This is a genomic window from Variovorax sp. efr-133-TYG-130 (assembly GCF_030208835.1).
GTDB lineage: Bacteria > Pseudomonadota > Gammaproteobacteria > Burkholderiales > Burkholderiaceae_C > Variovorax.
Genome location: NZ_JARVTD010000037.1, coordinates 21,638 through 46,795, shown reverse-complemented (window position 1 = coordinate 46,795; position 25,158 = coordinate 21,638). Strand labels below are relative to the sequence as shown.

The 25,158-nt window shown below is 67.5% G+C and carries 23 protein-coding genes; 11 read left to right on the top strand and 12 right to left on the bottom strand.

Annotation, left to right across the window (positions count from 1 at the left end):
• Positions 1-58: 58 nt before the first annotated feature.
• The 7 genes from QRN67_RS28685 to urtA all read right to left on the bottom strand — a co-directional run bounded on the left by QRN67_RS28685 (position 59) and on the right by urtA (position 9,216).
• Entirely contained in the window at positions 59-1,606 is a 1,548-nt protein-coding gene (locus QRN67_RS28685; protein ID WP_285414624.1) for an alkaline phosphatase D family protein, read from the bottom strand.
• Between the two features lie 117 nt (positions 1,607-1,723).
• Complete coding sequence (locus QRN67_RS28680) at positions 1,724-2,977, bottom strand: MFS transporter (protein ID WP_285414623.1); 1,254 nt, start codon at positions 2,975-2,977, stop codon at positions 1,724-1,726.
• A 130-nt stretch (positions 2,978-3,107) separates the two neighbouring features.
• On the bottom strand, positions 3,108-3,800 hold the full coding sequence (gene urtE, locus QRN67_RS28675) for an urea ABC transporter ATP-binding subunit UrtE (RefSeq protein ID WP_081270216.1): 693 nt from the start codon (positions 3,798-3,800) through the stop codon (positions 3,108-3,110).
• 324 nt (positions 3,801-4,124) lie between these two features.
• Positions 4,125-5,003 carry an urea ABC transporter ATP-binding protein UrtD gene (gene urtD / locus QRN67_RS28670; protein WP_081270214.1) on the bottom strand — a complete coding sequence of 293 codons (879 nt, stop codon included), beginning with the start codon at positions 5,001-5,003 and terminating at the stop codon, positions 4,125-4,127.
• On the bottom strand, positions 5,000-6,220 hold the full coding sequence (urtC, locus tag QRN67_RS28665) for an urea ABC transporter permease subunit UrtC (protein ID WP_285414622.1): 1,221 nt from the start codon (positions 6,218-6,220) through the stop codon (positions 5,000-5,002). The genes urtD and urtC overlap by 4 nt, the downstream gene beginning before the upstream one ends.
• Positions 6,217-7,764, bottom strand: a complete 1,548-nt coding sequence (gene urtB, locus QRN67_RS28660; RefSeq protein WP_081270212.1) for an urea ABC transporter permease subunit UrtB — start codon at positions 7,762-7,764, stop codon at positions 6,217-6,219. Before urtB ends, urtC begins: the two co-directional genes overlap by 4 nt.
• 183 nt (positions 7,765-7,947) lie before the next feature.
• Positions 7,948-9,216 (bottom strand): urea ABC transporter substrate-binding protein, encoded by a 1,269-nt coding sequence (gene urtA / locus QRN67_RS28655; RefSeq protein WP_081270211.1) that lies wholly within the window; start codon positions 9,214-9,216, stop codon positions 7,948-7,950.
• 71 nt (positions 9,217-9,287) lie between these two features.
• Here urtA and QRN67_RS28650 point away from each other — a divergent pair, with 71 nt between their 5' ends.
• Positions 9,288-9,980, top strand: coding sequence for a nucleotidyltransferase domain-containing protein (locus tag QRN67_RS28650; protein WP_234382386.1), 693 nt, complete (start codon positions 9,288-9,290; stop codon positions 9,978-9,980).
• Positions 9,964-10,392, top strand: coding sequence for a hypothetical protein (locus QRN67_RS28645; protein WP_285414621.1), 429 nt, complete (start codon positions 9,964-9,966; stop codon positions 10,390-10,392). Before QRN67_RS28650 ends, QRN67_RS28645 begins: the two co-directional genes overlap by 17 nt.
• 26 nt (positions 10,393-10,418) lie before the next feature.
• On the opposite strand, the gene QRN67_RS28640 is transcribed toward QRN67_RS28645, so the two are convergent.
• Both QRN67_RS28640 and ppk2 read right to left on the bottom strand, forming a co-directional pair.
• On the bottom strand, positions 10,419-11,471 hold the full coding sequence (locus QRN67_RS28640; RefSeq protein ID WP_285414620.1) for an extracellular catalytic domain type 1 short-chain-length polyhydroxyalkanoate depolymerase: 1,053 nt from the start codon (positions 11,469-11,471) through the stop codon (positions 10,419-10,421).
• Between the two features lie 140 nt (positions 11,472-11,611).
• Entirely contained in the window at positions 11,612-12,538 is a 927-nt protein-coding gene (gene ppk2, locus QRN67_RS28635; RefSeq protein ID WP_285414619.1) for a polyphosphate kinase 2, read from the bottom strand.
• 153 nt (positions 12,539-12,691) lie between these two features.
• On the opposite strand from ppk2, the gene QRN67_RS28630 reads away from it, so the two are divergent.
• The 8 genes from QRN67_RS28630 to QRN67_RS28595 all read left to right on the top strand — a co-directional run bounded on the left by QRN67_RS28630 (position 12,692) and on the right by QRN67_RS28595 (position 20,692).
• Positions 12,692-14,323: an inorganic phosphate transporter gene (locus QRN67_RS28630; RefSeq protein ID WP_285414618.1), complete on the top strand. Its 1,632-nt coding sequence runs from the start codon at positions 12,692-12,694 to the stop codon at positions 14,321-14,323.
• Positions 14,324-14,333: 10 nt separating this feature from the next.
• Positions 14,334-15,377, top strand: coding sequence for a transporter (locus QRN67_RS28625; RefSeq protein WP_106937151.1), 1,044 nt, complete (start codon positions 14,334-14,336; stop codon positions 15,375-15,377).
• 97 nt (positions 15,378-15,474) lie between these two features.
• The gene (locus QRN67_RS28620) at positions 15,475-16,332 is read left to right on the top strand and encodes a 3',5'-nucleoside bisphosphate phosphatase (protein WP_081266235.1); all 858 of its coding nucleotides are present in this window, start codon (positions 15,475-15,477) and stop codon (positions 16,330-16,332) included.
• On the top strand, positions 16,329-17,306 hold the full coding sequence (locus QRN67_RS28615; protein WP_106937150.1) for a DMT family transporter: 978 nt from the start codon (positions 16,329-16,331) through the stop codon (positions 17,304-17,306). The genes QRN67_RS28620 and QRN67_RS28615 overlap by 4 nt, the downstream gene beginning before the upstream one ends.
• A gap of 16 nt (positions 17,307-17,322) precedes the next feature.
• Positions 17,323-17,958 carry an L-threonylcarbamoyladenylate synthase gene (locus tag QRN67_RS28610; RefSeq protein ID WP_081266233.1) on the top strand — a complete coding sequence of 212 codons (636 nt, stop codon included), beginning with the start codon at positions 17,323-17,325 and terminating at the stop codon, positions 17,956-17,958.
• A 41-nt stretch (positions 17,959-17,999) separates the two neighbouring features.
• Complete coding sequence (locus QRN67_RS28605; protein ID WP_285414617.1) at positions 18,000-18,671, top strand: site-2 protease family protein; 672 nt, start codon at positions 18,000-18,002, stop codon at positions 18,669-18,671.
• A 12-nt stretch (positions 18,672-18,683) separates the two neighbouring features.
• A complete protein-coding gene (locus QRN67_RS28600) occupies positions 18,684-20,015 on the top strand; it encodes a tryptophan--tRNA ligase (protein ID WP_285414616.1) in 1,332 nt (443 codons plus the stop codon).
• A gap of 74 nt (positions 20,016-20,089) precedes the next feature.
• Positions 20,090-20,692, top strand: coding sequence for a LuxR C-terminal-related transcriptional regulator (locus QRN67_RS28595; RefSeq protein WP_081266230.1), 603 nt, complete (start codon positions 20,090-20,092; stop codon positions 20,690-20,692).
• Positions 20,693-20,763: 71 nt separating this feature from the next.
• Here the strand turns inward: QRN67_RS28595 and shkS are convergent, their stop codons facing one another.
• Positions 20,764-22,179 carry a surface-behavior sensor histidine kinase ShkS gene (shkS, locus tag QRN67_RS28590; protein ID WP_081266229.1) on the bottom strand — a complete coding sequence of 472 codons (1,416 nt, stop codon included), beginning with the start codon at positions 22,177-22,179 and terminating at the stop codon, positions 20,764-20,766.
• A 179-nt stretch (positions 22,180-22,358) separates the two neighbouring features.
• On the opposite strand from shkS, the gene QRN67_RS28585 reads away from it, so the two are divergent.
• On the top strand, positions 22,359-22,760 hold the full coding sequence (locus QRN67_RS28585) for a phage holin family protein (RefSeq protein WP_081266228.1): 402 nt from the start codon (positions 22,359-22,361) through the stop codon (positions 22,758-22,760).
• 19 nt (positions 22,761-22,779) lie between these two features.
• On the opposite strand, the gene QRN67_RS28580 is transcribed toward QRN67_RS28585, so the two are convergent.
• Entirely contained in the window at positions 22,780-24,105 is a 1,326-nt protein-coding gene (locus tag QRN67_RS28580) for an FAD-dependent oxidoreductase (protein ID WP_285414615.1), read from the bottom strand.
• Between the two features lies 1 nt (position 24,106).
• On the bottom strand, positions 24,107-25,141 hold the full coding sequence (locus tag QRN67_RS28575; RefSeq protein WP_285414614.1) for a Bug family tripartite tricarboxylate transporter substrate binding protein: 1,035 nt from the start codon (positions 25,139-25,141) through the stop codon (positions 24,107-24,109).
• Between the last annotated feature and the right edge of the window lie 17 nt (positions 25,142-25,158).

Genomic DNA, 25,158 nt, shown 5'->3' with positions numbered 1-25,158 from the left:
GGAAGGGGCGGCGGCCATCATAGGCACGGCCGCGCAATCCTGCAGGCGGGTGGCGCTTTCAGGTGCTTTCCGCACGCACGCCGGGCGCGCCGCGCTCCACCGAGAAACGGGCCATGGTGCCGACCGGCGAGTCGGCCGTCTTCTCGTCTTCCACCGCGCGGAACTCGACCGCGCAGCCGCGCTCGTCGAGCGTCATGAGCGCGTAGCCGCGCCTGTCGGCCCGGCCGTAGCGCAGGTGCGGGTTCTTCGCGAGCATGTTGGCCACGCTGGCGGCGCTCGGCCCTTCGGAGGTGATGGCGCCGCCGACGAACTCGGTCGCGACCAACGGCCCCTGCTGCGCATCGCCCTGCCGCAAGTCGGCGGCCCAGAAGGCGTGCACGTCGCCGCTGGCCACCAGCGCGTTGCCGCCGCGCGCCTTGTGCGCGGCCAGTCCGTCGAGCAGGCGCGCGCGGGCGGCGGCGTAGCCGTCCCAGCCGTCCATCCAGTAGCCGTGATCGGGGCCGCGCTTGCGGTCGGCCTCGGCCAGCAGCGTGGGCTGGGCGATGAGGGTCCAGCGCGCGGGCGGCGCCGCGAGCTCGCGCGCCAGCCATGCCTCCTGCTCGGCGCCGAAGAGGCTGCGCTCCGGCGAAAGGCGATCGGCGCAATCGGCCAGCGGCGAGGCACTGCGGCCGGCCAGGCAGGCGTGGTGCGAGCGGTACTGGCGCCCGTCGGTCAGCAGCACGTCGAGCATGCGGCCGAAGCGGTGGCGGCCGTAGATGGTGGCATCGGCGCCGCGCGGGCGCATGCTGGCGGGCACGGGCATGTGCTCGTACCAGGCCTGGTAGGCGGCAGCGCGGATCGCGAGGAACTGCGCGGGATCGGCGGTGCGCGGCGACACGTCGTTCGTGTAGTCGTTGGCCACCTCGTGGTCGTCCCAGGTCACGAGCCAGGGGAAGGCGGCGTGCGCGGCCTGCAGTTGCACATCGGCCTTGTAGAGCGCGTAGCGGTCGCGGAACTGCGCCAGCTGCGTTGGAATGCCGCCCTCGTGCCGCCGCACCTGGCGCGAAGCGCGGGAACTTTCGTAGATGTAGTCGCCAAGGTGCACGACGAAGTCGAGCGGCTGCGCGGCCATGTCGCGGTAGGCGGCGTAGTAGCCCTGCTCGTAGTGCTGGCAGGAGGCGAAGGCGAAGCGCAGCGGCTGCGAGGCTTCGTCGGAATCGGCGGGCGTGGTGCGCGTGCGCCCGGCGGGGCTGCGATCGCCGCCTGCCGTGAAGCGGTACCAGTACCAGCGGCCCGCCGCAAGGCCGCGCACCTCCACGTGCACCGAGTGTGCGAACTCGGCCGTGGCGGTGGCCGCGCCTTTCGCCACCACGCGCCTGAAGCCTTCATCGTCGGCAACTTCCCAGCGCACCTCGACCGGTGCATCGCCCATGCCGCCGCCCTGCAAGGGCTCGGGGGCCAGCCGCGTCCAGAGCACAAAGCCGTCGGCTGTAGGCGTGCCCGAGGCCACGCCCAGCGTGAACAGCGCCCGCGACGCGGGCTGCGCGTTCAGCCTCAGGAAGGGATGGCCCAGCGAAGCGGCAGCGAGGCCGCTGAACAAAAGTTGCCGGCGGGAGAATTTCTGCATTGCCGCGCTCTTCTTCATTTGCAAGCGGCGGCGTTCACGTTGGCATCGATCATCCCGGCAATGTCGTCCGGTTCGCTCTGCCCTGTCAATCGGCGCGATCGAGCGGGCGCCGATGGCTCAGCAGGCGATGGCCGCCGGCCGCTGCCGCGCGTCGGCGCGGGCGCTGGCGATCGCCCAGCCGAACACGCCCATGCCCGCCAGCGCGAGCAATGCGCCGACCCAGCCGGTGGAAGTCCAGCCCAGCCCGGCCGCAATGGCGACGCCGCCGAGCCATGCACCCAGCGCGTTGGCCATGTTGAAGGCCGAGTGATTGAGCGCCGCCGCCAGCGTCTGCGCGTCGCCGGCCACGTCCATCAGGCGGATCTGCAGCGCCGGGCCGATGGCCACGGTGGTGCCGATGAGGAACACGTTGATGGACGCCGTCACCATGTTGTGGGCCGCGAAGGTGAACATCGCGAGCACCAGCGCGGCGTAGACCAGCAGGCCGCCGATGGTGCGCATGAGCGACTTGTCGGCCAGCCGCGAGCCCACGAGGTTGCCCATGACCATGCCGAGGCCGAACAGCGCGAGCACGAAGGGCACGCCGCCCAGCGGCATGCCGGCCACTTCGATCAGCGTGGGCTTGATGTAGCTGAACACCGCGAACATGCCGCCGAAGCCGATGGCGCCGATGCCCAGCGTGAACCACACCTGCTTGCGCTTGAGCGCGCCGAGTTCGCGCCACGGGCTGGCGCCGGCGGCCGGGGCCATGTCGGGGATGTCGCGGCGCAGCAGCGCGATGGCCAGCAGCGCGATGACGCCGACGAAGACGAAGGCCGCGCGCCAGCCGAAGATCTGGCCCAGCCAGGCCGCGATGGGCACGCCCACCAGCGTGGCGCCGGTGAGCCCCAGCATGACGAGCCCCACGGCCCGCGCGCGCCGCCCCGGTGGCGCGAGCGTGGCGGCCACCAGCGCGGCCACGCCGAAGTAGGTGCCGTGCGGCAGGCCGGCCGCAAAGCGCAGCAGGTTCAGCAGCAGGTAGTTGGGCGCGATGGCGCTGGCGAAGTTGCCGGCCGCGAACACGGCCATGAGCGCGATCAGCAAGGCGCGGCGGCGCCAGCCGGCGGCGAGCACCGCGAGCACCGGCGCGCCGATGACCACGCCGAGCGCATAGGCGCTGATGACGTGCCCGGCCTGCGGAATGCTCACGCCGATGTCCTTGGCGACTTCGGGCAGCAGGCCCATGATGACGAATTCGCCGGTGCCGATGGCGAAGCCGCCGACGCCCAGCGCGAGCACCGCGCGCAGGAAGTTGGCGGGCTTGCCGGACGGCAGCGAAAAGGAGGAAATGTCGGTGCCCGCGCTTTCCGGCGCGGTTGGGGAGGCGTTCAAGGCCAGGCTCCTGGGAGGTGCCCGGCAGCAGCGGGCAAAGCCCGATTTTAGGGTTAACCCTGAAATCCCGCCGATACGGAATTGCCCAAGACCTTGTACTCGCAAGGCCACGAGGCCCTGGTGGCAAGGCTCAGATGGCCACCAGCTGGCGCACGCCCTGTGCTTCCATGTCCTTGCCGAGGCCGCGCGCGATGACCTCGCCGCGCTCCATCACGAGGTAGTCGTCGGCCAGTTCCTGGGCGAAGTCGTAGTACTGCTCGCACAGCACGATGGCCATGTCGCCGCGGTCGGCCAGCATGCGGATGACGCGGCCGATGTCCTTGATGATGCTGGGCTGGATGCCTTCGGTGGGCTCGTCGAGGATGAGTAGCCTGGGCTTGGGCGCCAGGGCGCGCGCGATGGCAAGCTGCTGCTGCTGGCCGCCGGAGAGGTCGCCGCCTCTTCGGTTGATCATCTGCTTGAGCACGGGGAACAGGTCGTACAGCTCCGAGGGGATGGGCGTGCTGCCGCTCTTGTAGGCCAGGCCCATGCGCAGGTTTTCTTCGACGGTGAGCCTCGCGAAGATCTCGCGGCCCTGGGGGACGAAGCCGATGCCGGCCCTGGCCCGGTCGTAGGGGGTGGCCTTGTGGATGGGCTTGCCTTCGAGTTCGATGCTGCCGCTCTTGATGGGCACCAGGCCCATGAGCGACTTGAGCAGCGTGGTCTTGCCTACGCCGTTGCGGCCCAGCAGCACGGTGACTTTGCCCAGCTTGGCTTCGAAGCTCACGTCCCGGAGGATGTGGGAGCCGCCGTAGTACTGGTGGATGTTTTTTACTGTCAGCATTTTTTGGGCTCCTTCCTGGTTTCGTTTGGAGGGCGCCCGGTACGCGGCGCGGCGCGGTCGGCCCCGCTATGCCGGCCCTTCGGGCTCCCCTGCGGTGCTCGCGCTTCGCGGGGTCTCGCAGAACTCGCTTCGCTCAGACAGCTGCGAGCCCTGATCCGCGAAACGCTGCGCTCCTCGGCGGCACAGAGGGGCCGCCCACACCGCGCCGCGTACCGGGCGCTTGTCGTGATGTTGATGCCGTCTGCCCTCACCCCGGCCCTCTCCCAGGGGGAGAGGGAGGAAGGCAGGGGGTGCGCCACCGCTCTGACCACGGCGACGGGGGCTTCAGCGACCAAGATAAACCTCGATCACGCGTTCGTCTGCCTGCACTTCATCAAGCGTGCCCTGAGCCAGCACCGAGCCGTCGCACAGCACGGTGACGATCTCGGAGATGGTGCGGATGAAGCTCATGTCGTGCTCCACCACCATCAGCGAATGCTTGCCCTTGAGGGTGAGGAACAGCTCGGCGGTGCGCGCCGTTTCCTCGTCGGTCATGCCGGCGACCGGTTCGTCGAGCAGAAGAAGCTTCGGGTCCTGCATCAGCAGCATGCCTATTTCCAGCCACTGCTTCTGGCCGTGGCTCAGGTTGCCGGCCAGGCGCGACACGCTGTCGGCCAGGTGGATGGTCTCCAGCACCTCGGCTAGGCGGTCGCTCTGCGCCGAATCGAGCTTGAACAGCATCGATGCGCGCACGCCCTTGTTCGTCTTGAGCGCGAGCTCGAGGTTCTCGAACACCGTCAGATGCTCGAACACCGTCGGCTTCTGGAACTTGCGGCCGATGCCGAGCTGCGCGATTTCCGCTTCGCGATGGCGCAGCAGGTCGATGGTGCTGCCGAAGAACACGGTGCCCGAGTCGGGCCGGGTCTTGCCGGTGATGATGTCCATCATCGTGGTCTTGCCCGCGCCGTTCGGCCCGATGATGCAGCGCAGCTCGCCGGGCGCGATGTCCAGCGACAGCTTGTTGATGGCCTTGAAGCCGTCGAAGCTCACGCTCACGTCTTCCAGATAGAGGATGCGGCCGTGCGTGACGTCGACTTCGCCCGGCGTGACATGGCGGCCGAAGTCCGCGGTGCGGCCGCCCGACTCCGTGCTGCCGCTCACATAGTGAATACCGCTGGCGCGTGCGGCGCGCTCGGCGCCGGCTTCCATCAGGTCGGGCGTCATGCGCGTGCTCCCTTCGCGTCCACCGGCAGCGAGGCCAGGGCGTCGGGCTCCACGCCCTGCTCCGCGGCCACGGCGCGCCGTGCTTCCTGCACCGGCTCTTCGCTCAGCGCTTGCTTCTTCTCCCTCGACAACCACTTGCGCACCAACCCCACGATGCCGTTCGGCAGGAACAGCGTGACAGCAATGAACAAGGCACCCAGAAAGTACAGCCAGTATTCCGGGTAGGCCACCGTGAGCCAGCTCTTGGCGCCGTTGACGATGAAGGCGCCGATGATGGGACCGATGAGCGTCGCGCGCCCGCCCACGGCCGCCCAGATGGCGATCTCGATGGAGTTGGCCGCGCTCATCTCGCCCGGGTTGATGATGCCGACCTGCGGCACGTACAGCGCACCGGCCACGCCGCACATGACGGCGGAGATGACCCAGATCGTGAGCTTGTATGGCAGCGGGTTGTAGCCCGAGAACATCACGCGCGTTTCGGCATCGCGAATGGCCTGCAGCACGCGGCCGAACTTGCTGCCGATGAGCCACTTGGCGAACAGGAAGAAGCCCAGCAGCGTGGCACCGGTGAGCGCGAACAGCGTCATGCGCATTTCCTGCGTGGCGATCGGAATATTCAGGATGCGCTTGAAGTCGGTGAAGCCGTTGTTGCCGCCGAAGCCCGTCTCGTTGCGGAAGAACAGCAGCATGGCCGCGAAGGTCATGGCCTGCGTGATGATCGAGAAGTACACGCCCTTGATGCGCGAACGGAACGCGAAGAAGCCGAACACGAAGGCGATGAGGCCCGGCACCGCGACGATCAGGATCAGCGTGGCGATGAAGCTGTCGCTGAAGGTCCAGTGCCAGGGCAGCGTCTTCCAGTCGAGGAACACCATGAAGTCGGGCAGGTCGCTCTTGTAGTTGCCGTCGCGGCCGATCTGGCGCATGAGGTACATGCCCATCATGTAGCCGCCCAGCGCGAAGAACAGGCCGTGGCCCAGCGACAGGATGCCCGTGTAGCCCCAGATCAGGTCCATGGCCAGCGCGCAGATGGCGTAGCACATGATCTTGCCGACCAGCGCCACCGCGTAGTCGCTCATGTGCAGCGGGCTGTCCACCGGCACCCACATATTGAGGACGGGCGCCACCGCGCACACCACGATGAGTGCGACGAAGAAGGCCGTCCAGCCCTTGCCGCTCAGCAGCGGCCCCTTGGTTGGAAGTACGACCTTGCTCATGCCTCTGCGCTCCGGCCTTTCATTGCGAAGATGCCCTGCGGCCGCTTCTGGATGAAGATGATGATGAAAACGAGCACCGCGATCTTGGCAAGCACGGCGCCCGCCCAGCCCTCGATGAACTTGTTGAGAATGCCCAGCCCAAGCGCCGCATACACGGTGCCCGCGAGCTGGCCGACGCCGCCCATCACGACAACCATGAAGCTGTCGACGATGTAGCTCTGGCCCAGGTCGGGGCCGACGTTGCCGATCTGGCTCAGCGCGCAGCCTGCGAGGCCTGCGATGCCGGAGCCGAGCGCGAAGGCGTAGGTGTCGATGCGCGCGGTGTTCACGCCCATGCACGAGGCGATCGGGCGGTTCTGCGTGACGCCGCGCACGAAGAGCCCCAGGCGCGTCTTGCCGATGAGCCAGCCCATCGCCAGCAACACCAGGGCGGCGAAGATGATGATGCAGATGCGATTCCACGGCAGCGTGACGTTGCTCAGCATGGTGAAGCCGCCGCTCATCCAGCCGGGGTTCTCGACGCCGACGTTCTGCGCGCCGAACAGCGAGCGCACCAGCTGCTGCAGCATCAGGCTGATGCCCCAGGTGGCGAGCAGCGTCTCGAGCGGGCGGCCGTAGAGGAAACGGATCACGCCGCGCTCCAGCACCGCGCCCACCAGCGCCGATGCGAGGAAGGACACGGGAATGGCGGCGACCAGGTACCAGCCGAAGGCCGCCTCCGGCATGTACTTCTGGAAGATTCCCTGCATCACGTAGGTGGCGTAGGCGCCGATCATCATCAGCTCGCCATGGGCCATGTTGATCACGCCCATCAGGCCGTAGGTGATGGCCAGGCCCAGCGCGGCCAGCAGCAGCACGGAGCCCAGACTGATGCCGCTGAACACGGCGTTGATGCGGTCGCCCCAGACCAGCGAGCCGTCGATGCTGGCGATCGACGCGACGATGGCGGCCTTGACGTCGGCCTCGGTCTCGTCGGCCAGGCGCTGGTTGAGCAGCAGCTTGGTGTCGGGGTTGCGGTTGTTGCCAAGCTCCTTGGCGGCGGCGAGGCGCTTGGCCTTGTCGGCGCTGGTGAGCATGCTGGCGGCGCGCACCAGTTCGAGCTGCGCCTTGATCTTGGGGTTGGTTTCGGCGGCCAGCGCCTTCTCGACCATGGGAACGCGCGATTCGTCGGGCTCCTTGAAGAGCGCCTGCGCGGCTTCGGCGCGCACGGCGTCGTCCTTGCTGGAGAGCTTGAGCGCGGCCTGCGCGGCATCGAGCGCGCCGCGCATGAGGTTGTTGTTGACGACGTCTTCCGCGGTGTCGGGCACCTTCAGCTCGGCGCCGGTGACGGGGTCGTAGCCCTTGTCGTCCTTCATCACGAAGACCTTGTCCTCGGTGTACTTGACCGCGTCGTCTGACATGGCCTGGATGAAGGCGGCGGTCTTGTCGTCGGCCGTGAGCACGGCCTTGTTGAGCGCGGCGATGCGGGCTTCGGATTCGCCGGAGGCGATGGCCCGGGCTTCGTCGGCGGTCAGCGCGTGGGCGGCCGATGCCATGAGGAGCATGGCGGCGAGTGCGCAGTGAAGGGTTCGTCGAAGCATCATGAAACTGGAAGTTGGGTTGGCCCTATCCCCTTCCGGGGGAGGGTCGGGGTGGGGGCACGCGGCGCCCGTGCAAGCGCAATGCGCGAATCGACCGCCGTCAGCCCCCACCCCTGCCCTCCCCCGGCGGGGGAGGGAGAAACACACTTACATCGACTTGCCGGCGGGGTAGTCAGGCTTCTTGTCGTTGCCTTCGATGTACGGGCTCCACGGCTTGGCCTTCACAGGACCCGGCGTCTTCCACACCACGTTGAACTGGCCGTCGGCCTTGATCTCGCCGATGAACACGCTCTTGTGCAGGTGGTGGTTCTTCTCGTCCATCTTCGACACGATGCCCGAGGGCGCCGTGAAGGTCTGGCCGGCCATGGCGGCGATCACCTTGTCGGTGTCGGTCGACTTGGCCTTTTCCACGGCCTGCTTCCACATGTGGATGCCGATCCAGGTGGCTTCCATCGGGTCGTTGGTGAGCGGCTTGTCCATGTGGCCGGGGATCTTCTTGGCCTTGGCGTATTCGCTCCACTCCTTGATGAACGCCGTGTTGGTCGGGTTCTTCAGGCTCATGAAGTAGTTCCAGGCGGCCAGGTGGCCGACCAGCGGCTTGGTATCCACGCCGCGCAGCTCTTCCTCACCCACCGAGAAGGCGACCACGGGCACGTCCTTGGCCTTCAGGCCGGCGTTGCCGAGTTCCTTGTAGAAGGGCACGTTGGAGTCGCCGTTGATGGTCGACACCACCGCGGTCTTGCCGCCGGCCGAGAACTTCTTGATGTCGGCGACGATGGTCTGGTAGTCGCTGTGGCCGAAGGGGGTGTACTTCTCGTCGATGTCGGTTTCCTTCACGCCCTTGCTCTTGAGGTAGGCGCGCAGGATCTTGTTGGTGGTACGGGGGTACACGTAGTCGGTGCCCAGCAGCACCCAGCGCTTGGCGCCGCCGCCTTCCTTGCTCATCAGGTAGTCGACGGCCGGAATGGCTTGCTGGTTGGGCGCGGCGCCCGTGTAGAACACGTTCTTCGAGAGTTCCTCACCCTCGTACTGCACCGGGTAGAACAGCAGGCCGTTCATTTCCTCGACCACCGGCAGCACCGACTTGCGCGACACCGAGGTCCAGCAGCCGAAGATGACCGAGACCTTGTCCTGGCCGAGCAGCTGCTTGGTCTTTTCGGCGAACAGGGGCCAGTTGGAGGCCGGGTCGACCACCACGGGCTCGAGCTGCTTGCCCAGCACGCCGCCCTTCTTGTTGATGTCGTCGATGGCCATCAGCACCGTGTCTTTCAGCACGGTTTCCGAAATGGCCATCGTGCCCGACAGCGAATGCAGCACGCCGACCTTGATGGTGTCGGCTGCGAATGCGGGCGCAGCAGAAATGCTGGCCAGCGCGACGGCGGCGGTAAGCGCCTTGAGTGTGAAACGACGTTGCATGTGGACTCCTGCTCCGGGGTTGGTTGAACCTTGTCGACAGCGCTTGGCTGGCGTGGAGAGGAGTCTGCGGAATGCACCAGGAAGGTGAAATACGCCGGGTGGCGTACAAGCCCATTTTGGGCATTAAGATACCCAAAATGGGAAAGATCTCGCCGTCATCGCCGGAAACATACAAGCCCACAGGCCTTGCAGATGCCCTGTTCACGAAAACTCAGCAGCGCGTGCTGGGGTATCTCTTCGGCCAGCCGGACCGAAGTTTCTTCTCCAGCGAACTGATCAAGCTCACCGGTGCCGGCTCGGGAGCCGTGCAGCGCGAACTCAAATACCTGACCGACTGCGGGCTGCTGACGACCTCTCGCGCAGGCAATCAGAAACACTACCAAGCCAACGCCGCATCACCGATTCACGAGGAACTGTGCAGCATCGTGCGCAAGACTTTCGGACTCGCGGGCCCGCTGCACGAAGCGCTGCAGCCGATCGCCGACAAGATCGACGCCGCATTCGTTTTCGGTTCTGTAGCCAGGAAGAGCGACACGGCCGCCAGCGACATCGACCTTTTCCTTGTCAGTGACGAACTTGCGTATTCAGACCTGTTTCTGGCGCTGGACGCCGTCTCGGCACGCCTTGGCCGTACAGTGAATCCGACCATATTCACAAGGAACGAACTGATGCGAAAGCTCAAGAACGGCGAATCATTCGTCACGCGCGTGATGGCACAGCCCAAGCTCTGGGTGATCGGCGACGCGAATGCCCTCCCCGCTTGAAAACCTGTGCGGTCCCTCGAAGCCGCTTGTCGCGGAAGCGCCTGACGCTCGCGAATTTGCCGGCTTGCTGCGTTCCGGGCAGGCGCGCCTGGTGGATGCGCAACTGGTGCAGCTGTCGCTGGAGAGCCGTTTCGACCTCGTCTACAACGCGGCGCATGCCATGTGCCTCGCCGCGCTGAGGTGGCATGGCTACCGCTCGAGCAACCGCTTCATCGTCTTCCAGGTACTGCCTCATACCCTGTCGCTGGGACCGGAGGTCTGGCGGGTTCTGGCCAAAGGCCATGAGATCCGCAATCTGGGCGAGTACGAAGGCGACCTGAACATCGACGAGCGCATCGTTCGCGATCTGATCACCGCCTGCCAGCGCGTGGCCGAGAAGCTGTCCGCACTTCCCGCGCCGTCACGCGGTTAGGCATTCGACCAGGGCACAGCGGGCTCTCAGAGCTTCTTCGAGCCCTGAGCGGCCTTGAACTGCGCAACCGCAAAAGCCCAGGCCATGCGCGTCGCGTCCGGCCCTTCGGGGTCGCTGAACAGCAGCTTAGATGCGCCGCCGCTCCATGAATGGCCCAGCCCGGCGATCTCGCACAGCGTGACGAGCGTGCGGCCATTGCGCTTGAAGTCGGTCACCCGCATCGGCCGGCGCTTGCCGCGCTGCGTGTAGCGCGGCTGGCCCGGCTGCGCGCCGATGGCAGTGGCCCACACGGCGGCGCTGCTGACGGCGTTGCTGGGCGCGACCACCGAGTCGGCATCGCCGTGCAGCACCAGCATCGGCGGCAGGGTGGTGAAGACGGCCGCGGCACCCATCGCCTTGCCGACGGCCGTGACCGGCATGGGCGGCACGTTCTGGCCGCGCATCGCGCCGAGCGCGGTGGCCGACGACTTGGCGGCGCCGGGTGCGACGCCCGAATGCATGACGACGGCGCGGAAACGATTCGGGTAGCGCGTGGCCAACAGCGCCGCCATGCTGGCGCCCGCCGACAGGCCGGCCAGCGCCACACGGTCACGGTCCACCGGGTAGAGCATGCAGGCCTGGTCGACCGCGGCCATCAGCGTGGCGGCCTCGGCGTCGGCCTTGCCCGAGCGGCGCTCGTACCAGTTCCAGCAGCCTTGCGGGTGGGCCAGCCGGTCCTGCTCCGGGTAGAGGACGAGAAAGCGCTGGCGCACGGCCAGCGCGTTCATGCGCGTGCTGGCCGCGAAGTCACGCCCCGTCTGGCCGCAACCGTGCAGCATGACCATGAGCGGCAGCTTCTCCCCCGGCGCAAGCTGCAGCCCGGCCGGCCGGAACAGGTGATAGCCCCGCGCCCCGCCAGCCCCCACCGCCACCCCGCTGAGCCAGTCCCCACGGCCCGGCGGGGGCTTGAGCCGCTTGGCCGCCGCGCGCTGCACCTGCCCCGCCACGCGCTTGCTGCTGCTCAGCGTGAGCCGGGTCAGCGCCTTGAGGTTGCGCTCATAAGCGCGGGCAAAAACAGAAGCGGTGGAACGACGGGCCATGGCGCAGTGTGAAGGCAAAGCCCTCGCAAACCAACAGCGGCCCAGTCCAGAGACACCACGGAACCGGCTCCGCCGGGCCGTTGGTGTCGCCCCCTGCAAGGGGGAAGGAGAAGCGACACGAAGTGCGCGAAGCCTGGGGGTTAATAAATCTCCGGGACGATCATGCTCGCAGGCACCGGCTGGCGCAGGTAGTCCGCATGGCGCTCGCGCTCGGGCAGCTCGACGGCCGGGTGCGGCACTTCCTTGTAGGGCATCTGGCCGAGCAGGTGGCTGATGCAGTTCAGGCGCGCCTTCTTCTTGTCGACCGCCTGCACCACCCACCACGGCGCTTCCGGAATGTGGGTGCGCTCCAGCATGATTTCCTTCGCCTTGGTGTATTCCTCCCAGCGGCGGCGGCTTTCCAGGTCCATGGGGCTCAGCTTCCATTGCTTGAGCGGGTCATGGATGCGGCCGAGGAAGCGCATGTGCTGCTCGTCGTCGGTGATGGAGAACCAGTACTTGATGAGCTTGATGCCCGAGCGCACGAGCATCTTCTCGAACTCGGGCACGGTGCGGAAGAATTCTTCGTACTCGTCGTCGGTGCAGAAGCCCATCACGCGCTCGACGCCGGCGCGGTTGTACCAGCTGCGGTCGAACAGCACCATTTCGCCGGCGGCCGGCAGGTGCGCGGCATAGCGCTGGAAATACCACTGGGTGCGTTCGCGGTCGTTCGGCGCCGGCAGCGCGGCCACGCGGGCCACGCGCGGGTTCAGCCGCTGGGTGATGCGCTTGATGACGCCGCCCTTGCCGGCAGCGTCGCGGCCTTCGAACAGGATGACTACTTTCTGCTTGCTGTGCTGCACCCAGTCCTGCAGCTTGACCAGCTCGCCCTGCAGGCGGAACAGTTCCTTGAAGTAGGCCTGCCGGGCGGCCTTGTCGGTGGCGGCGCTGGTGCCGGCCGAGGGGTCGAGGCCGTCGATGTTGCGGTCCTCGATCTCCAGTTCCAGCTCTTCGTCGTAGCTGTCGATCAGGTCGCGGGCGATGCGTTGCATCAGTTCTTCATGGTCGGGAAGTGCGCTCGTCGGCATGGTGGGGCAGCAGGAGAAAAGGATTGAAGGAAGGCGAAAAGGCATGCTGCTCGCCCTGTATGACGACTACGTGACGGTTTTGACGCCGTTGACATGTAGTTGTCACACGCGGCGAACACCATCTGAAGCCATTCCAACACCCCAGAATCGTCCATGAACACGCTTGCAGCCCCGCATGCCGAGTTGCCGTCCGCGCCCGCTTCGCACCGGCCGAAACTCGACGCCAAGCCCGGTCCGCTCACGCTGATCACCTTCGTGGGCCTGCTGGCAGCCGGCCTGCTGTTCACGGCCTGGAGCCTGGTGGGCGACGTCGCCGCCTCCGGCGTGCCGGTCACGACCTGGGTTCCCTACATCCTGCTGGGCGTGGCGCTGCTGATTGCGCTGGGCTTCGAGTTCGTCAACGGCTTCCACGACACGGCCAACGCCGTGGCGACCGTCATCTACACCCACTCGCTGCCACCCAACTTCGCGGTGGTTTGGTCGGGCTTCTTCAACTTCCTGGGCGTGCTGGTTTCCAGCGGCGCCGTGGCCTTCGGCATCATCGCGCTGCTGCCGGTGGAGCTGATCCTGCAGGTGGGCTCGAGCGCGGGCTTCGCCATGGTGTTCGCGCTGCTGATTGCCGCGATCATCTGGAACCTGGGCACGTGGTGGCTCGGGCTGCCGGCTTCGTCTTCGCACACGCTGATCGGCTCGATCATCGGCGTGGGCGTGGCCAATGCGCTCATGCACGGTCGCGACGGCACCAGCGGCGTCGACTGGGGGCAGGCCACCAAGGTGGGCTATTCGCTGCTGCTGTCGCCGATGGTCGGCTTCGGCTGCGCCGCCCTGCTGCTGCTGGCGCTGCGCGCCTTCGTGAAGAACCGCGCGCTGTATGAGGAGCCCAAGGGCAGCGAGCCGCCGCCGTGGTGGATCCGCGGCCTGCTCATCCTGACCTGCACCGGGGTGTCGTTCGCGCACGGCTCCAACGACGGGCAGAAGGGCATGGGCCTCATCATGCTGATCCTGGTGGGCACGGTGCCGATGGCCTATGCGCTGAACCGCGCCATGCCCGCCAGCGAGACCATCAAGTTCGTGGCGGTGACCGAGATGGCGCAGAACGCGCTGAACCGCAGCGTGCCGGCCTCGCTGCCCGCGCTGCAACCCGAAGCAGCGCGCGAGACGCTCTCCACCTACGTGCGCACGCGGGAGTTCAATGCCGCGGTCGTGCCGGCCCTGGCCGCCGCCGCCGGCAGCATCGGCCAGCAGGTCAAGGCGCACGGTTCGCTGGCCGGCGTGCCTGCCGATTCCGTGGCCAACGTGCGCAACGACATGTACCTGGCCTCCGAAGCCATCCGCCATCTGGAGAAAAGCGGCGCCGCCAAGTTCGACGACGAGACCCGACTGCGCGTGGTCACCTTCCGCGAAGAACTGGACACCGCCACGCGCTTCATCCCGCTGTGGGTCAAGGTCGCGGTGGCCATTGCGCTGGGCCTGGGCACGATGATCGGCTGGAAGCGCATCGTCGTGACCGTGGGCGAGAAGATCGGCAAGACGCACCTGAGCTACGCGCAGGGCGCCTCGGCCGAAGTGGTGGCCATGATCACCATCGGCGCGGCCGACATGTACGGCCTGCCGGTGTCGACCACGCACGTGCTGTCCTCCGGCGTGGCCGGCACCATGACGGCCAGCGGCTCGGGCCTGCAGTTGTCGACGCTGCGCAACCTCGCGCTGGCCTGGGTGCTCACGCTGCCGGTGGCGATGCTGCTGTCGGGTTCGCTCTACTGGCTTTTCACTCGCATCTTCTGAATCACGCATCTTGTCGGCATTTCATGATCTCGCCGCCCAGTCCTACGGCGGCGACGAAGCCGGACTGATCTCCGGCTACCTGTTCGACGCGTCGGCGCCCGAGCCCGCGCGGGCGATCGACTCCGTGCAGGCAGCCGCATGGCTGGCGCAGCAGCGCGAGCGCGAATGCGCCGAAGAAAACCCGCCGTACGTCTGGCTGCACTTCAACCTGAGCCACGCGCATGCGGAGCGCTGGCTGGTGCGGCACGCGAACCTCTCCGACACCTTCTACGAGACGCTGCACGAAGGGCTGCCCTCCACGCGCATCGAACGCGCCGACGACTCGCTGATCGCGGTCATCAACGACGTGCACTTCGAGTTCAGCTTCGAGCCCTCGGACATCTCCACGCTGTGGATCAGCGTGGGCCCGCGCCTCGTGGTCACGGCGCGCACCAAGCCGCTGCGCTCGGTCGATGCGCTGCGCACGGCCGTGAAGGCCGGCGACGCGCCGCGCTCGAGCACCGAACTGCTCGAACACCTGCTGCGCGCGCAGGCCGACGTGCTGGTGAAGATCGTGCGCGGCGTCACCTCGCGCATCGACCGCATCGAAGACGAGCTGCTGGCCGGGCGGCTCGACCACAAGCGCGCGCGGCTCGGCGTGCTGCGCCGGCTGCTGGTGCGGCTGCAGCGGCTGCTGGCGCCCGAGCCGGCTGCCCTCTTCCGGCTGCTGCAGGGGCCGCCGGCCTGGATGTCCGAACCCGACGTGCAGGAACTGCGCGGCTCCACGGAAGAGTTCTCGGTGGTGCTGCGCGACATGCAGGCGCTGCAGGAGCGCATCAAGCTGCTGCAGGAAGAAATAGCCGCCAACGTCAACGAGGACAACAACCGCAGCCTCTTCGTGCTGACGGTGGTCACCGTGCTGGCCCTGCCGATCAACATCCTGGCGGGCCTGTTCGGCATGAATGTGGGGGGCATTCCGCTCGCGGACCACAAGCACGGCTTCTGGATCGTTGTCGCCATCGTGGCAAGCTTTACCGCGGTGGCGGCCTGGGCGGCTTTCCGCAAGAAGCGCTGAGCCGCATGCAGCGGGCCAGTAATGCTATTTATTTAGTAGCGTCGTGCATAGCATCCATGCGCCCGCACCGTTGTTCCATAGCCCCTAGAATGGTGGGGTGTCCTCCATCCTCAATGCCGATCTTCACTGCCACTCCGTGGTCTCCGACGGCACTCTGACGCCCGAAGAACTGGCCGCCCGCGCGGCCGCGAACGGGGTCGAGCTCTGGGCCCTCACCGACCACGACGAAATCGGCGGCCAGCACCGCGCCGCGGCGGCTGCCCGCGCCAACGGCATGCGCTACCTCACCGGCACCGAGATTTCCGTGACCTTCGCGGGAGAAACGGTGCACATCGTCGGCCTGGGCTTCGACCCGGACGACGCGGCCATCACGCAGGGCCTCTACGACACGCGCGGCGGCCGCGGCAAGCGCGCGCAGGAAATGTCCGAGGGGCTGGCCAAGGTCGGCATCCATGGCGCCTACGAAGGCGCGCTCAGGTTCGTGGGCAACCCCGAACTCATCTCCCGCACGCACTTCGCACGCTTCCTGGTCGAGCAGGGCCATTGCCGCGACACGCCCGAGGTGTTCCGCAAGTTCCTCACCGAAGGCAAGCCTGGCTACGTGCCGCACCGCTGGGCCTCGCTGAAGGACGCGGTGCACTGGATCACCGCCGCCAAGGGCATCGCCGTCATCGCGCACCCGGGCCGCTACAAGTTCTCGGCCAACGAGGAATACGCGCTGTTCTTGGAATTCAAGGCGCACGGCGGCCAGGCGATCGAGGTCGTCACCGGCAGCCACACGCCGGCCGAATATGTCGAGTACGCCGACAAGGCGCTCGAGTTCGATTTCGCCGCCTCGCGCGGCAGCGATTTCCACAGCCCCGACGAGAGCCATTGCGATCTCGGCAAGCTGCCGCCGTTGCCCGGCGCGCTCACTCCTGTGTGGGAACTGCTCGGCCACCGCATTCAGCAGTGAGCCAGAGCCCCGGGCCCGGCATCGACAACGCGGCAACCGTTGCGCTGGCCAGTGCACGTTCGGCGGCGCAGACGGCCCGCAGGGTCGAGGCGGAACGCATCCTCGCGGGCATCGGCCTCGTGCTGCTGGCGGTGGCCTGCTTCGCCACGCTGGACACCGCCACCAAGTTCTCCACCCTCGGCGTGCCGATTCTCATGGGCGTGTGGTTCCGCTATGCGTTCCAGGCCGTGGCGACCACCATCGTGCTGCTGCCGCTGCACGGCACCGCGCTGCTGCGCACGCGGCATCCGCGCTACCAGGCGCTGCGCGGTGCGTTGCTGCTGTCGTCGAGCGTCTTCGCGTTCCTGAGCCTGCGCTACATGCCGCTGGCTGAGTTCACGTCGATCGTGCTGATCGCGCCGCTGGTCATCACGCTGCTGGCCGCCACCACGCTCAAGGAGCATGTGTCGCCCTTGCGCTGGACGCTGGTGGCGGGCGGCTTCGCCGGCACGCTGGTGATCCTTCGCCCGGGCGGCGGCACTTTCAGCTGGGCCATCTTCCTGCCGCTGGGGCTGGTGCTGACCAACGCCTGGTTCCAGGTGCTCACCAGCAAGCTCGCGCAGACCGAGAACCCGCTGACCATGCACTTCTACACCGGCTGGGTCGGCACGCTGATCGCCTCGCTGGTGGTGCCCTTCGCATGGACCGCGCTGCCGTCGTGGGAATGGTGGGCGCTGCTTTGCCTCATGGGGTTCATGGGCACGGTGGGGCACTTCATGCTGATCCTGGCCTACCAGCGCGCGCCGGCCTCCACGCTCACGCCCTACCTCTATGCGCAGATCGCCTTTGCAATGCTCGGCGGCTGGCTAGTCTTTTCCCATGTGCCCGACCGCTTCTCGCTCATCGGCATGGCGATGATCGCCGTGTGCGGCGCGGCCGGCGCATGGCTCACAGTGCGCGAGCGGCGCGTGCCGATCGAACCCGCGGAATCCTGACCCGGAGATATTTCAAATGGCCCAGTACTTCGAAGTCCACCCCGACAACCCGCAGCAGCGCCTGCTCAAGCAGGCCGTCGCGCTGCTCGAGCGCGGCGAGATCGTGGCCGTGCCCACCGACTCCAGCTACGCCCTGGCCTGCCACCTGGACGACAAGGACGCGGTCGACCAGCTTCGCCGCATCCGGCAGGTCGACGACAAGCATCACCTCACGCTGCTGTGCCGCGACCTGAGCGAGCTGGCCAACTACGCACGTGTAGACAACAAGCAATACCGCCTGCTGAAGGCCGCCACGCCCGGCCCCTACACCTTCCTGCTCGAAGCCACGAAGGAAGTGCCGCGCCGCGTGAGCCATCCGCAGCGCAAGACCATCGGCCTGCGCGTGCCCGACCACAAGGTGCTGCTGGAGCTGCTGTCGCTGCACGGCGCGCCGCTGCTGGCCACCACGCTCATCGCGCCCGGCGAGACCGAGGCTCTGAACGACGCGCAAACCATCCGCGAGCGCTTCGAGAAGCAGATCGGCGCCGTCATCGACGCCGGGGCCTGCCCCTCGCAGCCCACCACGGTGGTCGACCTCACGCCCATGGGCACGGGCGACGACCCCGTCGTGGTGCGCCAGGGGCGCGGGACATTGGCCGTGCTGGGGCTCTGAAATCGGGCGGTGAGACCCGCCCTGTCTGACACAATCGCGCCGTGGATATTTCCAACCTGATACAGACCGTACTGATATACGCACTGCCGGTGATCTTCGCGATCACCGTGCATGAGGCGGCCCATGGCTATGTCGCGCGCTATTTCGGCGACAACACCGCCGAGGTCATGGGGCGCGTCACGCTCAACCCGATGAAGCACATCGACCCCATCGGGACCATCCTGATGCCGCTGATGCTCTACTTCGCGACCTCCGGCGCCTTCCTTTTCGGATATGCCAAGCCGGTGCCGGTCAACTTCGGGCGGCTGCGCCATCCGAAGCGCGACATGGTGTGGGTGGCGCTCGCGGGCCCGGCTTCGAACTTCATCCAGGCCATTCTCTGGGCGCTGGTGCTGATAGCACTGGTCGCGGCGGGCATCGATGAAACCTTTTTCATCAAGATGGCGCAAGGCGGCGTGCTGGTCAACCTCGTGATGTGGGCCTTCAACCTGTTCCCGCTGCCACCGCTCGACGGCGGGCGCGTGCTGGCAGGCCTGCTGCCGAACGGAACCGCGCAGAATTTCCTGGCGCGCATCGAGCCCTACGGCTTCTTCATCGTGATGGCGCTGGTGCTCGCCGGTGTCGTCAGCAACTACTGGCTGCGTCCGTTGATGGACGTCGGCTACTACGTCATCAACCTGGCCATCACCCCGCTCAAGGCATTGCTGTTCTAAGTTCCTCGTTCCATGTCCCCGTCTTCCAAAGCTCCACTGCGCGTCCTGACCGGCATCACCCCGTCGGGCACGCCCCACCTCGGCAACTACGTCGGCTCGATCCGCCATTCGGTGCGGCAAAGCGTCGCGCCCGGTGTGCAGAGCTTCTTCTTCCTGGCGGACTACCACGCGCTCATCAAGGTGCAGGAGCCGGCGAAGATCCAGCGCTCCACCCTCGAGATCGCCGCCAGCTGGCTGGCCTGCGGCCTCGACCCGGAGCACGTCACCTTCTACCGCCAGTCCGACATCCCCGAGATTCCCGAGCTCACCTGGTTCCTCACCTGCGTCACCGGCAAGGGCGTGCTCAACCGCGCGCATGCCTACAAGGCGCAGATCGACAAGAACACCGCAAAGGGCGAAGACCCCGACGCCGACGTGACGGCCGGCCTCTTCATGTACCCGGTGCTCATGGGCGCGGACATCCTGATGTTCAACGCCCACAAGGTGCCGGTGGGCCGCGACCAGGTGCAGCACATCGAGATGGCGCGCGACATGGCGCAGCGCTTCAATCACCTGTACGGCGAGCACTTCACGCTGCCCGACGCCGAGATCGACGATGCCGTCGCCACCTTGCCCGGCCTGGACGGCCGCAAGATGAGCAAGAGCTACAACAACACGATCCCGCTGTTCGCGCCGCGCGCGTACCTGCGCAAGCAGATCACCAGCATCGTGACCGACTCGCGCGCGCCCGGCGAGCCCAAGGACACCGAAGGCTCCGCGCTGTTCCAGATCTACCAGGCCTTTGCCGACGCCGACGAGACCGAGATGCTCCGCAAGGCCTATGCCGACGGCATCGGCTGGGGCGATGCGAAGCAGCTGCTGTTCGAGCGCATCGATCTCGAAGTGGCGCCGCTGCGCGAGCGCTACGACGCGCTCATGAACAACCCGGCCGAGATCGAGCGCCAGCTGCTCATCGGTGCCGAGAAGGCCCGCGCGCTGTCGAAGCCCTTCATGGTGGAGCTGCGCCATGCGGTCGGCCTGCGCAATCTCGCGGCCGGCAAGGACAAGGCCGGCGCCAAGGCGGCCAAGGTCGCGAAGCCCAGCTTCAAGCAATACCGCGAGAAGGCCGACGGCCTCTTCTATTTCAAGCTGCTCGATGCGCGCGGCGAAACCCTGCTCCAGAGCCGTGGATTCGCGTCGCCGCAGGAAGCCGGCCGTACCATCGCGGCCTTGCAGGAGCAGCGCGGCGCGGCATTGACCGCGCTGGCCGGGCAGCTTGAACCCATCGACACGGAAGGAACAAGCGCCGTCACCGAGGCGCTGGAAGCACTGGCCGAGGCAACGCCCAACAACCAGGGAAGTTGATCCGGCGGAACCCACCGGCCTACCCGCCGGTGAGCAGGAAGAGAGAAGACGGTGCGATCACAAAGGAAGAAAACATGAGCATTTATGTCATCGACGACCACCCCCTGATGCGCGACGCGATCGTGATGGTCTTGCGGCGCTTGCGACCGGCCGAGAACATCGTCGAGCTCGAGCGCCTCGACAAGCTCGCGGGATCCGTCCAGCAGCGCGGCGCTCCCACCCTCTTCTGCCTTGACCTGAAGCTCCCGGACACCAATGGCGTGTCGGGCGTGATCGCGGTCAAGCAGGTCTATCCCAACGTGCCGATCGCCGTGTATTCGGCGGCACCGGCGGCCGACATGGAAGACGCCTGCATCGAGGCGGGCGCCGACACCTACATCGAGAAATCGGCCAGCTCCAACGAGCTGGCGGCCGCCCTGCGCGGCCTGCTGATGGCGGGTTCGGAAGACGAAGCCGACGAGCCGCCGGCCGCCAACAGCGGCAAGCTGTCGAAGCGCCAGACGCAGCTGATCGCCATGCTCGACAAGGGCATGAGCAACCGCGACATCGCTACGGACCTCGAAATCAGCGAGCACACGGTGAAGGTTCACCTGTGGCGGCTGTTCCGCCGGCTGGGTGTGAAGAGCCGGACGCAGGCGCTGCACTACGCGCGCACGAACGGATTGCTTTCAGGCTGACCCCAGGCTTCGCGCACTTCCTTCCCGGTGTTTCTGGAATGAAAAAACCGCGCATTGCGCGGTTTTTTTCTTCAGCCGCCGGAAGCCGTCACCCGAGCCTGCGCCACCGCCTCGTCCGCGTCATGCAGCGCCACGCGGAACACGCTGCCGCTGCCCAGCCGCGACCGCACGCTCACCGGGTGGCCCAGCACGTGCGACAGCCGCGCAACGATGGCCAGGCCGAGGCCGAAGCCGTCCGAGGTGCCGGCATGGTCGGCCACCTTGTAGAACTCCAGGAACACGTCGCGCAGATGCTCGGGCGCGATGCCGATGCCGGTGTCCCACACTTCCACGCGCAGGCCGTCGCGCGTCTGCCGTGCCGCCAGCAGCACGCCGCCTTCGGTCGTGTACTTGATGGCGTTGGCCAGCAGGTTGCCGATCATGCGGCGCACGCGGATCGGGTCGGTCAGGAACGAGCCTTCGCACACGTGCACCCGGAAGTCCAGCCCGCGGCTCTCGGCCACGGGGCGGTATTGCAGCTCCAGGTCGTGCAGCAGCTCGGGCACGTCGACGCGCTCGACGTGCAGGCGCACCTGGCCCGAGTCGATGCGCGCCAGGTCGAACATCGAGTCGAACAGCGCGTTCACCGCATGCGTGGCGCGCACGATCTTCGGGGCGAGTTCCAGCACCAGTTCGGGCTCGTTGCGCAGCCAGTCGGCGTACAGCGAGAGCGCCAGCACCGGCTGGCGCATGTCGTGCGCGGCGCTGGCCAGGAAGCGGTTCTTCATGGCCACGGCCGACACCGCCGCCTGCCGCTGCTGCGTGAGCGACTTGATCAGGATGTGGTTGTGGAACAGCAGCTCCAGGCTGTTGCGCGCCGTCTCGTAGATGTGCCGCCCGGCCCGCAGCAGCAGGAACCAGTGCAGGATCGGCAGGACCGGCATCAGGTAGCTGTACTGGAACTGGGGGTGATGCAGCATGATCCCCGACAGCCGGATCAGCACCGCGCCCAGCATCGTGATGAACAGCGTGTTGACGTAGCGCTTGAGCAGCGGAGGATGCAGCGCCAGCCCGTTCAGCGGGAAGGTGCCCACCCCGGCCACGATGAGCCAGCTCATGAACTGGTTGGCCTGCGGCGTGCGCTCGAAGAACAGCAGCACCGAGAAGCCCCACACCACCGCGCTGGTGCTCCACACGAAGCCGTAGCGCTCGGTGAACTGCAGCTGCGCCGCGGCACTGCGCCCCGCATAGCGCACCGCATAGACCTGCGCGCCCCAGGCGCGGCAGGCCGTGGCGATGAGGCCGGCCACCAGCCAGGTGATCAGTTCCCAGCGAGGTATGTAGGCCCAGTTGAGGCCGACCATGGCCGGCATCAGCGCGGCCGAGACGAGATAGGAGCCGCGCGCCGAGCGCATCAGGCTGCGGATGAGCTCGCCGCGCACCCATGATTCGGCCTCGTCGGCCGAAGCCGGGGCGGGTGTCAAGCTCGCGATCGAGGCATTGGCCATGTGGTGATGACCCTTGTTTGTCCGGCCATGAAGAAAGCCCCTTCTGCACGGGGCGCCAAAGAGGTGGGATCTTAACGGGGTGTCGCCCGTTGTTTCTGCGCGTAACAGGAGAAAACGGCGCTCCCACGGGCCACGGATAATGGCCGGCTCCTTTTTCCACGAATCACGAGCCCCCGGAAATGTTTAACAACCTGGCCCCTTTTCTCATCCACTGGGCCATCACGGCCATCTCGCTCTGGGTGGCGAGCCATCTGTTTCGGGGGATCAAGTTCGAGAGCACCGGCGCGCTGGTGGTCTCGGCCCTGCTGCTGGGCCTGGCCAATGCCGTCGTCAAGCCGCTGCTGATCGTGCTCACGCTGCCGCTGACGCTCGTGACGCTCGGCCTGTTCCTGCTGGTCATCAACGCGCTGATGATCCTGCTGGTGGCCGCGCTGGTGAAGGGCTTCCGCGTGTCCGGCTTCTGGACCGCGCTGTTCGCGAGCATCTTCATCTCGATCCTGAGCGTCGTCATCGGCTCGTTCGTGACGAGCGACGACCCGGCCGAGAAGGTGCAGATGCCGCAGAGCGGCAACTGGCTCTGACGCCAGGCTGCCGGCGGCGCTAGCCGAGCACGGCGCCGCCGCGCAGCAGCGCCTCGCGCAGCGCGGGCACCGGCACCTTGCGCACCTGTGCTCCCATGCCGCCCTCCGCCGCCCTGGCGGCCATGGCCGCGGCAATGCCGGCGGCCTGCCCGACCGCCATCGAGATCGTCATCACCCGGATCGCCGCCAGCGCCTCGTGGCTCGCCGAAATACCGCGGCCCACGCCCAGCGCGTTGTCGAGCGCCCTCGGCACCAGGCTGCGGTACGGAATCTGATACGCGTGGTCTGCGTCCATCGGCACGTAGTGCAGCGCACCGCCCGTCGCGGGGTGGATGTCGATCGGATATGCCCCCGCGGCGATCGCGTCGGGAAACCGCACCGGCTCCAGCAATTCGGCCGCCGTCAGCACATGGTCGCCCTCCATCCGCCGCGTCTCGCGCACGCCGACCTGCGTGCCGAAGGCCCGCAGCCGCCCGCGCTCGCAGCCGGGCACCGCATCCGCGAGGAAGCCAGCCGCCTTCCACGCCTGGCGCCGCCCTTCGATCTCGGCGGCGCCCAGCGCCATCGGGTCGGTGGCGTCGATGCCCAGGCGGCTGATGTTGAACCAGCCGTCGTCCGAATAGGGATCGCGGCTCGAATGCAGCGCCGCGCGCGCCAGCCGGCCCTGCGCGAAGCCGCGCGCCGCCAGTTCGGCAAGCTCGGCCTTCGACAGCGCACCGAAGCGCGCGAAGTCGATCGGCCCGAAGCGGAACATCATCGTCGCCGGCTGCAGCGCCTCGCCGTTGCCGAGTTCCAGGAAACGCGCGCCCGCCCGCTTCAGCACATCCATGTCGCCCGAGGCGTCGACCAGCACGCCCGCGCGCAGGTGCAGCACACCGCCCTTGGTCAGCACGCTCGCACGCTCGATGCGGCGGCCCTCGCAGGCCACGTCGAGCAGGCTGGCATGCAGCAGGGGCCGCACGCCGGCCTCGGCCACCATGTCGTCCAGCACCAGCTTCAGCACTTCGGGCGCGTATTCGACGCGGTCCATGCGGTGCCCGGTGGACATCACGAAGGTCTCGTGCGCGCGGGCTCCGTCGTAGCGGCGCAGCCGATCGACCACCTCCTGCGCCAGGCCGGCCACCACCTTGCGGCCGTTGCCGGTCTGCCAGCTGTTGAACTGCGCCACCGCGCCGGCCGTCGCATTGCCGCCGAGGAACCCGTAGCGCTCCACCAGCACGACCGACGCGCCCTGCCTCGCCGCCGCCACGGCCGCCATCGTGCCGGCGACGCCGCCGCCGCACACCACCACGTCGGCCTCGACCGTGCGGCTGCTTGCCTGCCCCTGAATCGTGCTGTCGTTCATTTCAGTTTTCCAGCTGGATGCCGCGGCTCTTCACCACTTCGCCCCAGCGGCTGCCTTCGGCCTTCAGGTATCTGGCCGTGGCCTCGCGACCGCTGGTGAACGGTTCGAGGCTCAGCGCGGCGAAGCGCTTCTTCACCGCGTCGGACTGCAGGGCCGCGGCCAGCAGCTTCTCGAGCCGGGCCAGCCCTTCGGGCGGAATCGAGCCCCTGGGCGCGACCAGCGTGGCCCAGCCCTCGACCTCCAGGCTCTGCAGCTTCAGGCTGCGGAAGGTGGGCACGTTCTGCAGTTCGGCCACCGGCTGTGCCGAAGACACGGCCAGCGCGCGCAGCCGGCCCGAGCGGATGTGCACGATCACGCTCGGCAGGTTGAGGAAGCCCATCGACACCAGCCCGGAGATCAGGTCGGGCATGAGCGCGCTCTCGCCCTTGTAGGGCACGCTGACCAGCGAGGTGCCGGTCTCCTGCGCGAAGAGCTCGGCCGTCAGGTGGGCCAGCGTGCCGGTGCCGCTGTTGCCCGCGCTGAGCTTGCCGGGCTGCGCCTTGGCCTGCGCCACGAGGTCGGCCACCGTCATCGCCTTCGACTCGGCCGGCACGACCAGCACCAGCGGCTGCTGCGAAACCATGCCGATGGCGTCGAAGTCGCGCGCCACGTCATATGTGAGCTTCGGGTTCAGCGCCGGGTTGATCACCATGCTGTTGCTGCCCATGAGCAGCGTGTGGCCGTCGCGGCTCTGCAGGGCCGCCGCCACGCCGATGGCGCTGCCGGCGCCGGGCTTGTTCTCCACGATCACCGCCTGCCCCAGCTGCGGCGCGAGCACCTCGGCCAGCACGCGCGCCGAGCCGTCGGCGCCGCCGCCCGGCGCGAAGGGCACGATGATGCGCACCGGCTTGGTGGGCCATGCCTCGGCGGCCCCGGCGCCACGCCAGGGCCCGGCGGCCAGGGTGCCCGCGGCGCCGAGCGCCACGGCCGAGAGAACGCTTCTGCGTGTGACGCCGGGTGCCAGCGCACCCCGGCCCGAGATTGGACGGTGAACCATGTCCTGTATGCCTCTGC

Excerpts from the sequence above, each read along its gene's own strand:
- QRN67_RS28685 (WP_285414624.1), bottom strand. The coding sequence starts at position 1,606 with ATGCAGAAATTCTCCCGCCGGCAACTTTTGTTCAGCGGCCTCGCTGCC.
- urtE (WP_081270216.1), bottom strand. The coding sequence starts at position 3,800 with ATGCTGACAGTAAAAAACATCCACCAGTACTACGGCGGCTCCCACATC.
- urtD (WP_081270214.1), bottom strand. The coding sequence starts at position 5,003 with ATGACGCCCGACCTGATGGAAGCCGGCGCCGAGCGCGCCGCACGCGCC.
- urtC (WP_285414622.1), bottom strand. The coding sequence starts at position 6,220 with ATGAGCAAGGTCGTACTTCCAACCAAGGGGCCGCTGCTGAGCGGCAAG.
- urtB (WP_081270212.1), bottom strand. The coding sequence starts at position 7,764 with ATGCTCCTCATGGCATCGGCCGCCCACGCGCTGACCGCCGACGAAGCC.
- urtA (WP_081270211.1), bottom strand. The coding sequence starts at position 9,216 with ATGCAACGTCGTTTCACACTCAAGGCGCTTACCGCCGCCGTCGCGCTG.
- QRN67_RS28650 (WP_234382386.1), top strand. The coding sequence starts at position 9,288 with ATGCACCAGGAAGGTGAAATACGCCGGGTGGCGTACAAGCCCATTTTG.
- QRN67_RS28645 (WP_285414621.1), top strand. The coding sequence starts at position 9,964 with ATGCCCTCCCCGCTTGAAAACCTGTGCGGTCCCTCGAAGCCGCTTGTC.
- QRN67_RS28640 (WP_285414620.1), bottom strand. The coding sequence starts at position 11,471 with ATGGCCCGTCGTTCCACCGCTTCTGTTTTTGCCCGCGCTTATGAGCGC.
- ppk2 (WP_285414619.1), bottom strand. The coding sequence starts at position 12,538 with ATGCCGACGAGCGCACTTCCCGACCATGAAGAACTGATGCAACGCATC.
- QRN67_RS28630 (WP_285414618.1), top strand. The coding sequence starts at position 12,692 with ATGAACACGCTTGCAGCCCCGCATGCCGAGTTGCCGTCCGCGCCCGCT.
- QRN67_RS28610 (WP_081266233.1), top strand. The coding sequence starts at position 17,323 with ATGGCCCAGTACTTCGAAGTCCACCCCGACAACCCGCAGCAGCGCCTG.
- QRN67_RS28600 (WP_285414616.1), top strand. The coding sequence starts at position 18,684 with ATGTCCCCGTCTTCCAAAGCTCCACTGCGCGTCCTGACCGGCATCACC.
- QRN67_RS28595 (WP_081266230.1), top strand. The coding sequence starts at position 20,090 with ATGAGCATTTATGTCATCGACGACCACCCCCTGATGCGCGACGCGATC.
- shkS (WP_081266229.1), bottom strand. The coding sequence starts at position 22,179 with ATGGCCAATGCCTCGATCGCGAGCTTGACACCCGCCCCGGCTTCGGCC.
- QRN67_RS28585 (WP_081266228.1), top strand. The coding sequence starts at position 22,359 with ATGTTTAACAACCTGGCCCCTTTTCTCATCCACTGGGCCATCACGGCC.
- QRN67_RS28580 (WP_285414615.1), bottom strand. The coding sequence starts at position 24,105 with ATGAACGACAGCACGATTCAGGGGCAGGCAAGCAGCCGCACGGTCGAG.
- QRN67_RS28575 (WP_285414614.1), bottom strand. The coding sequence starts at position 25,141 with ATGGTTCACCGTCCAATCTCGGGCCGGGGTGCGCTGGCACCCGGCGTC.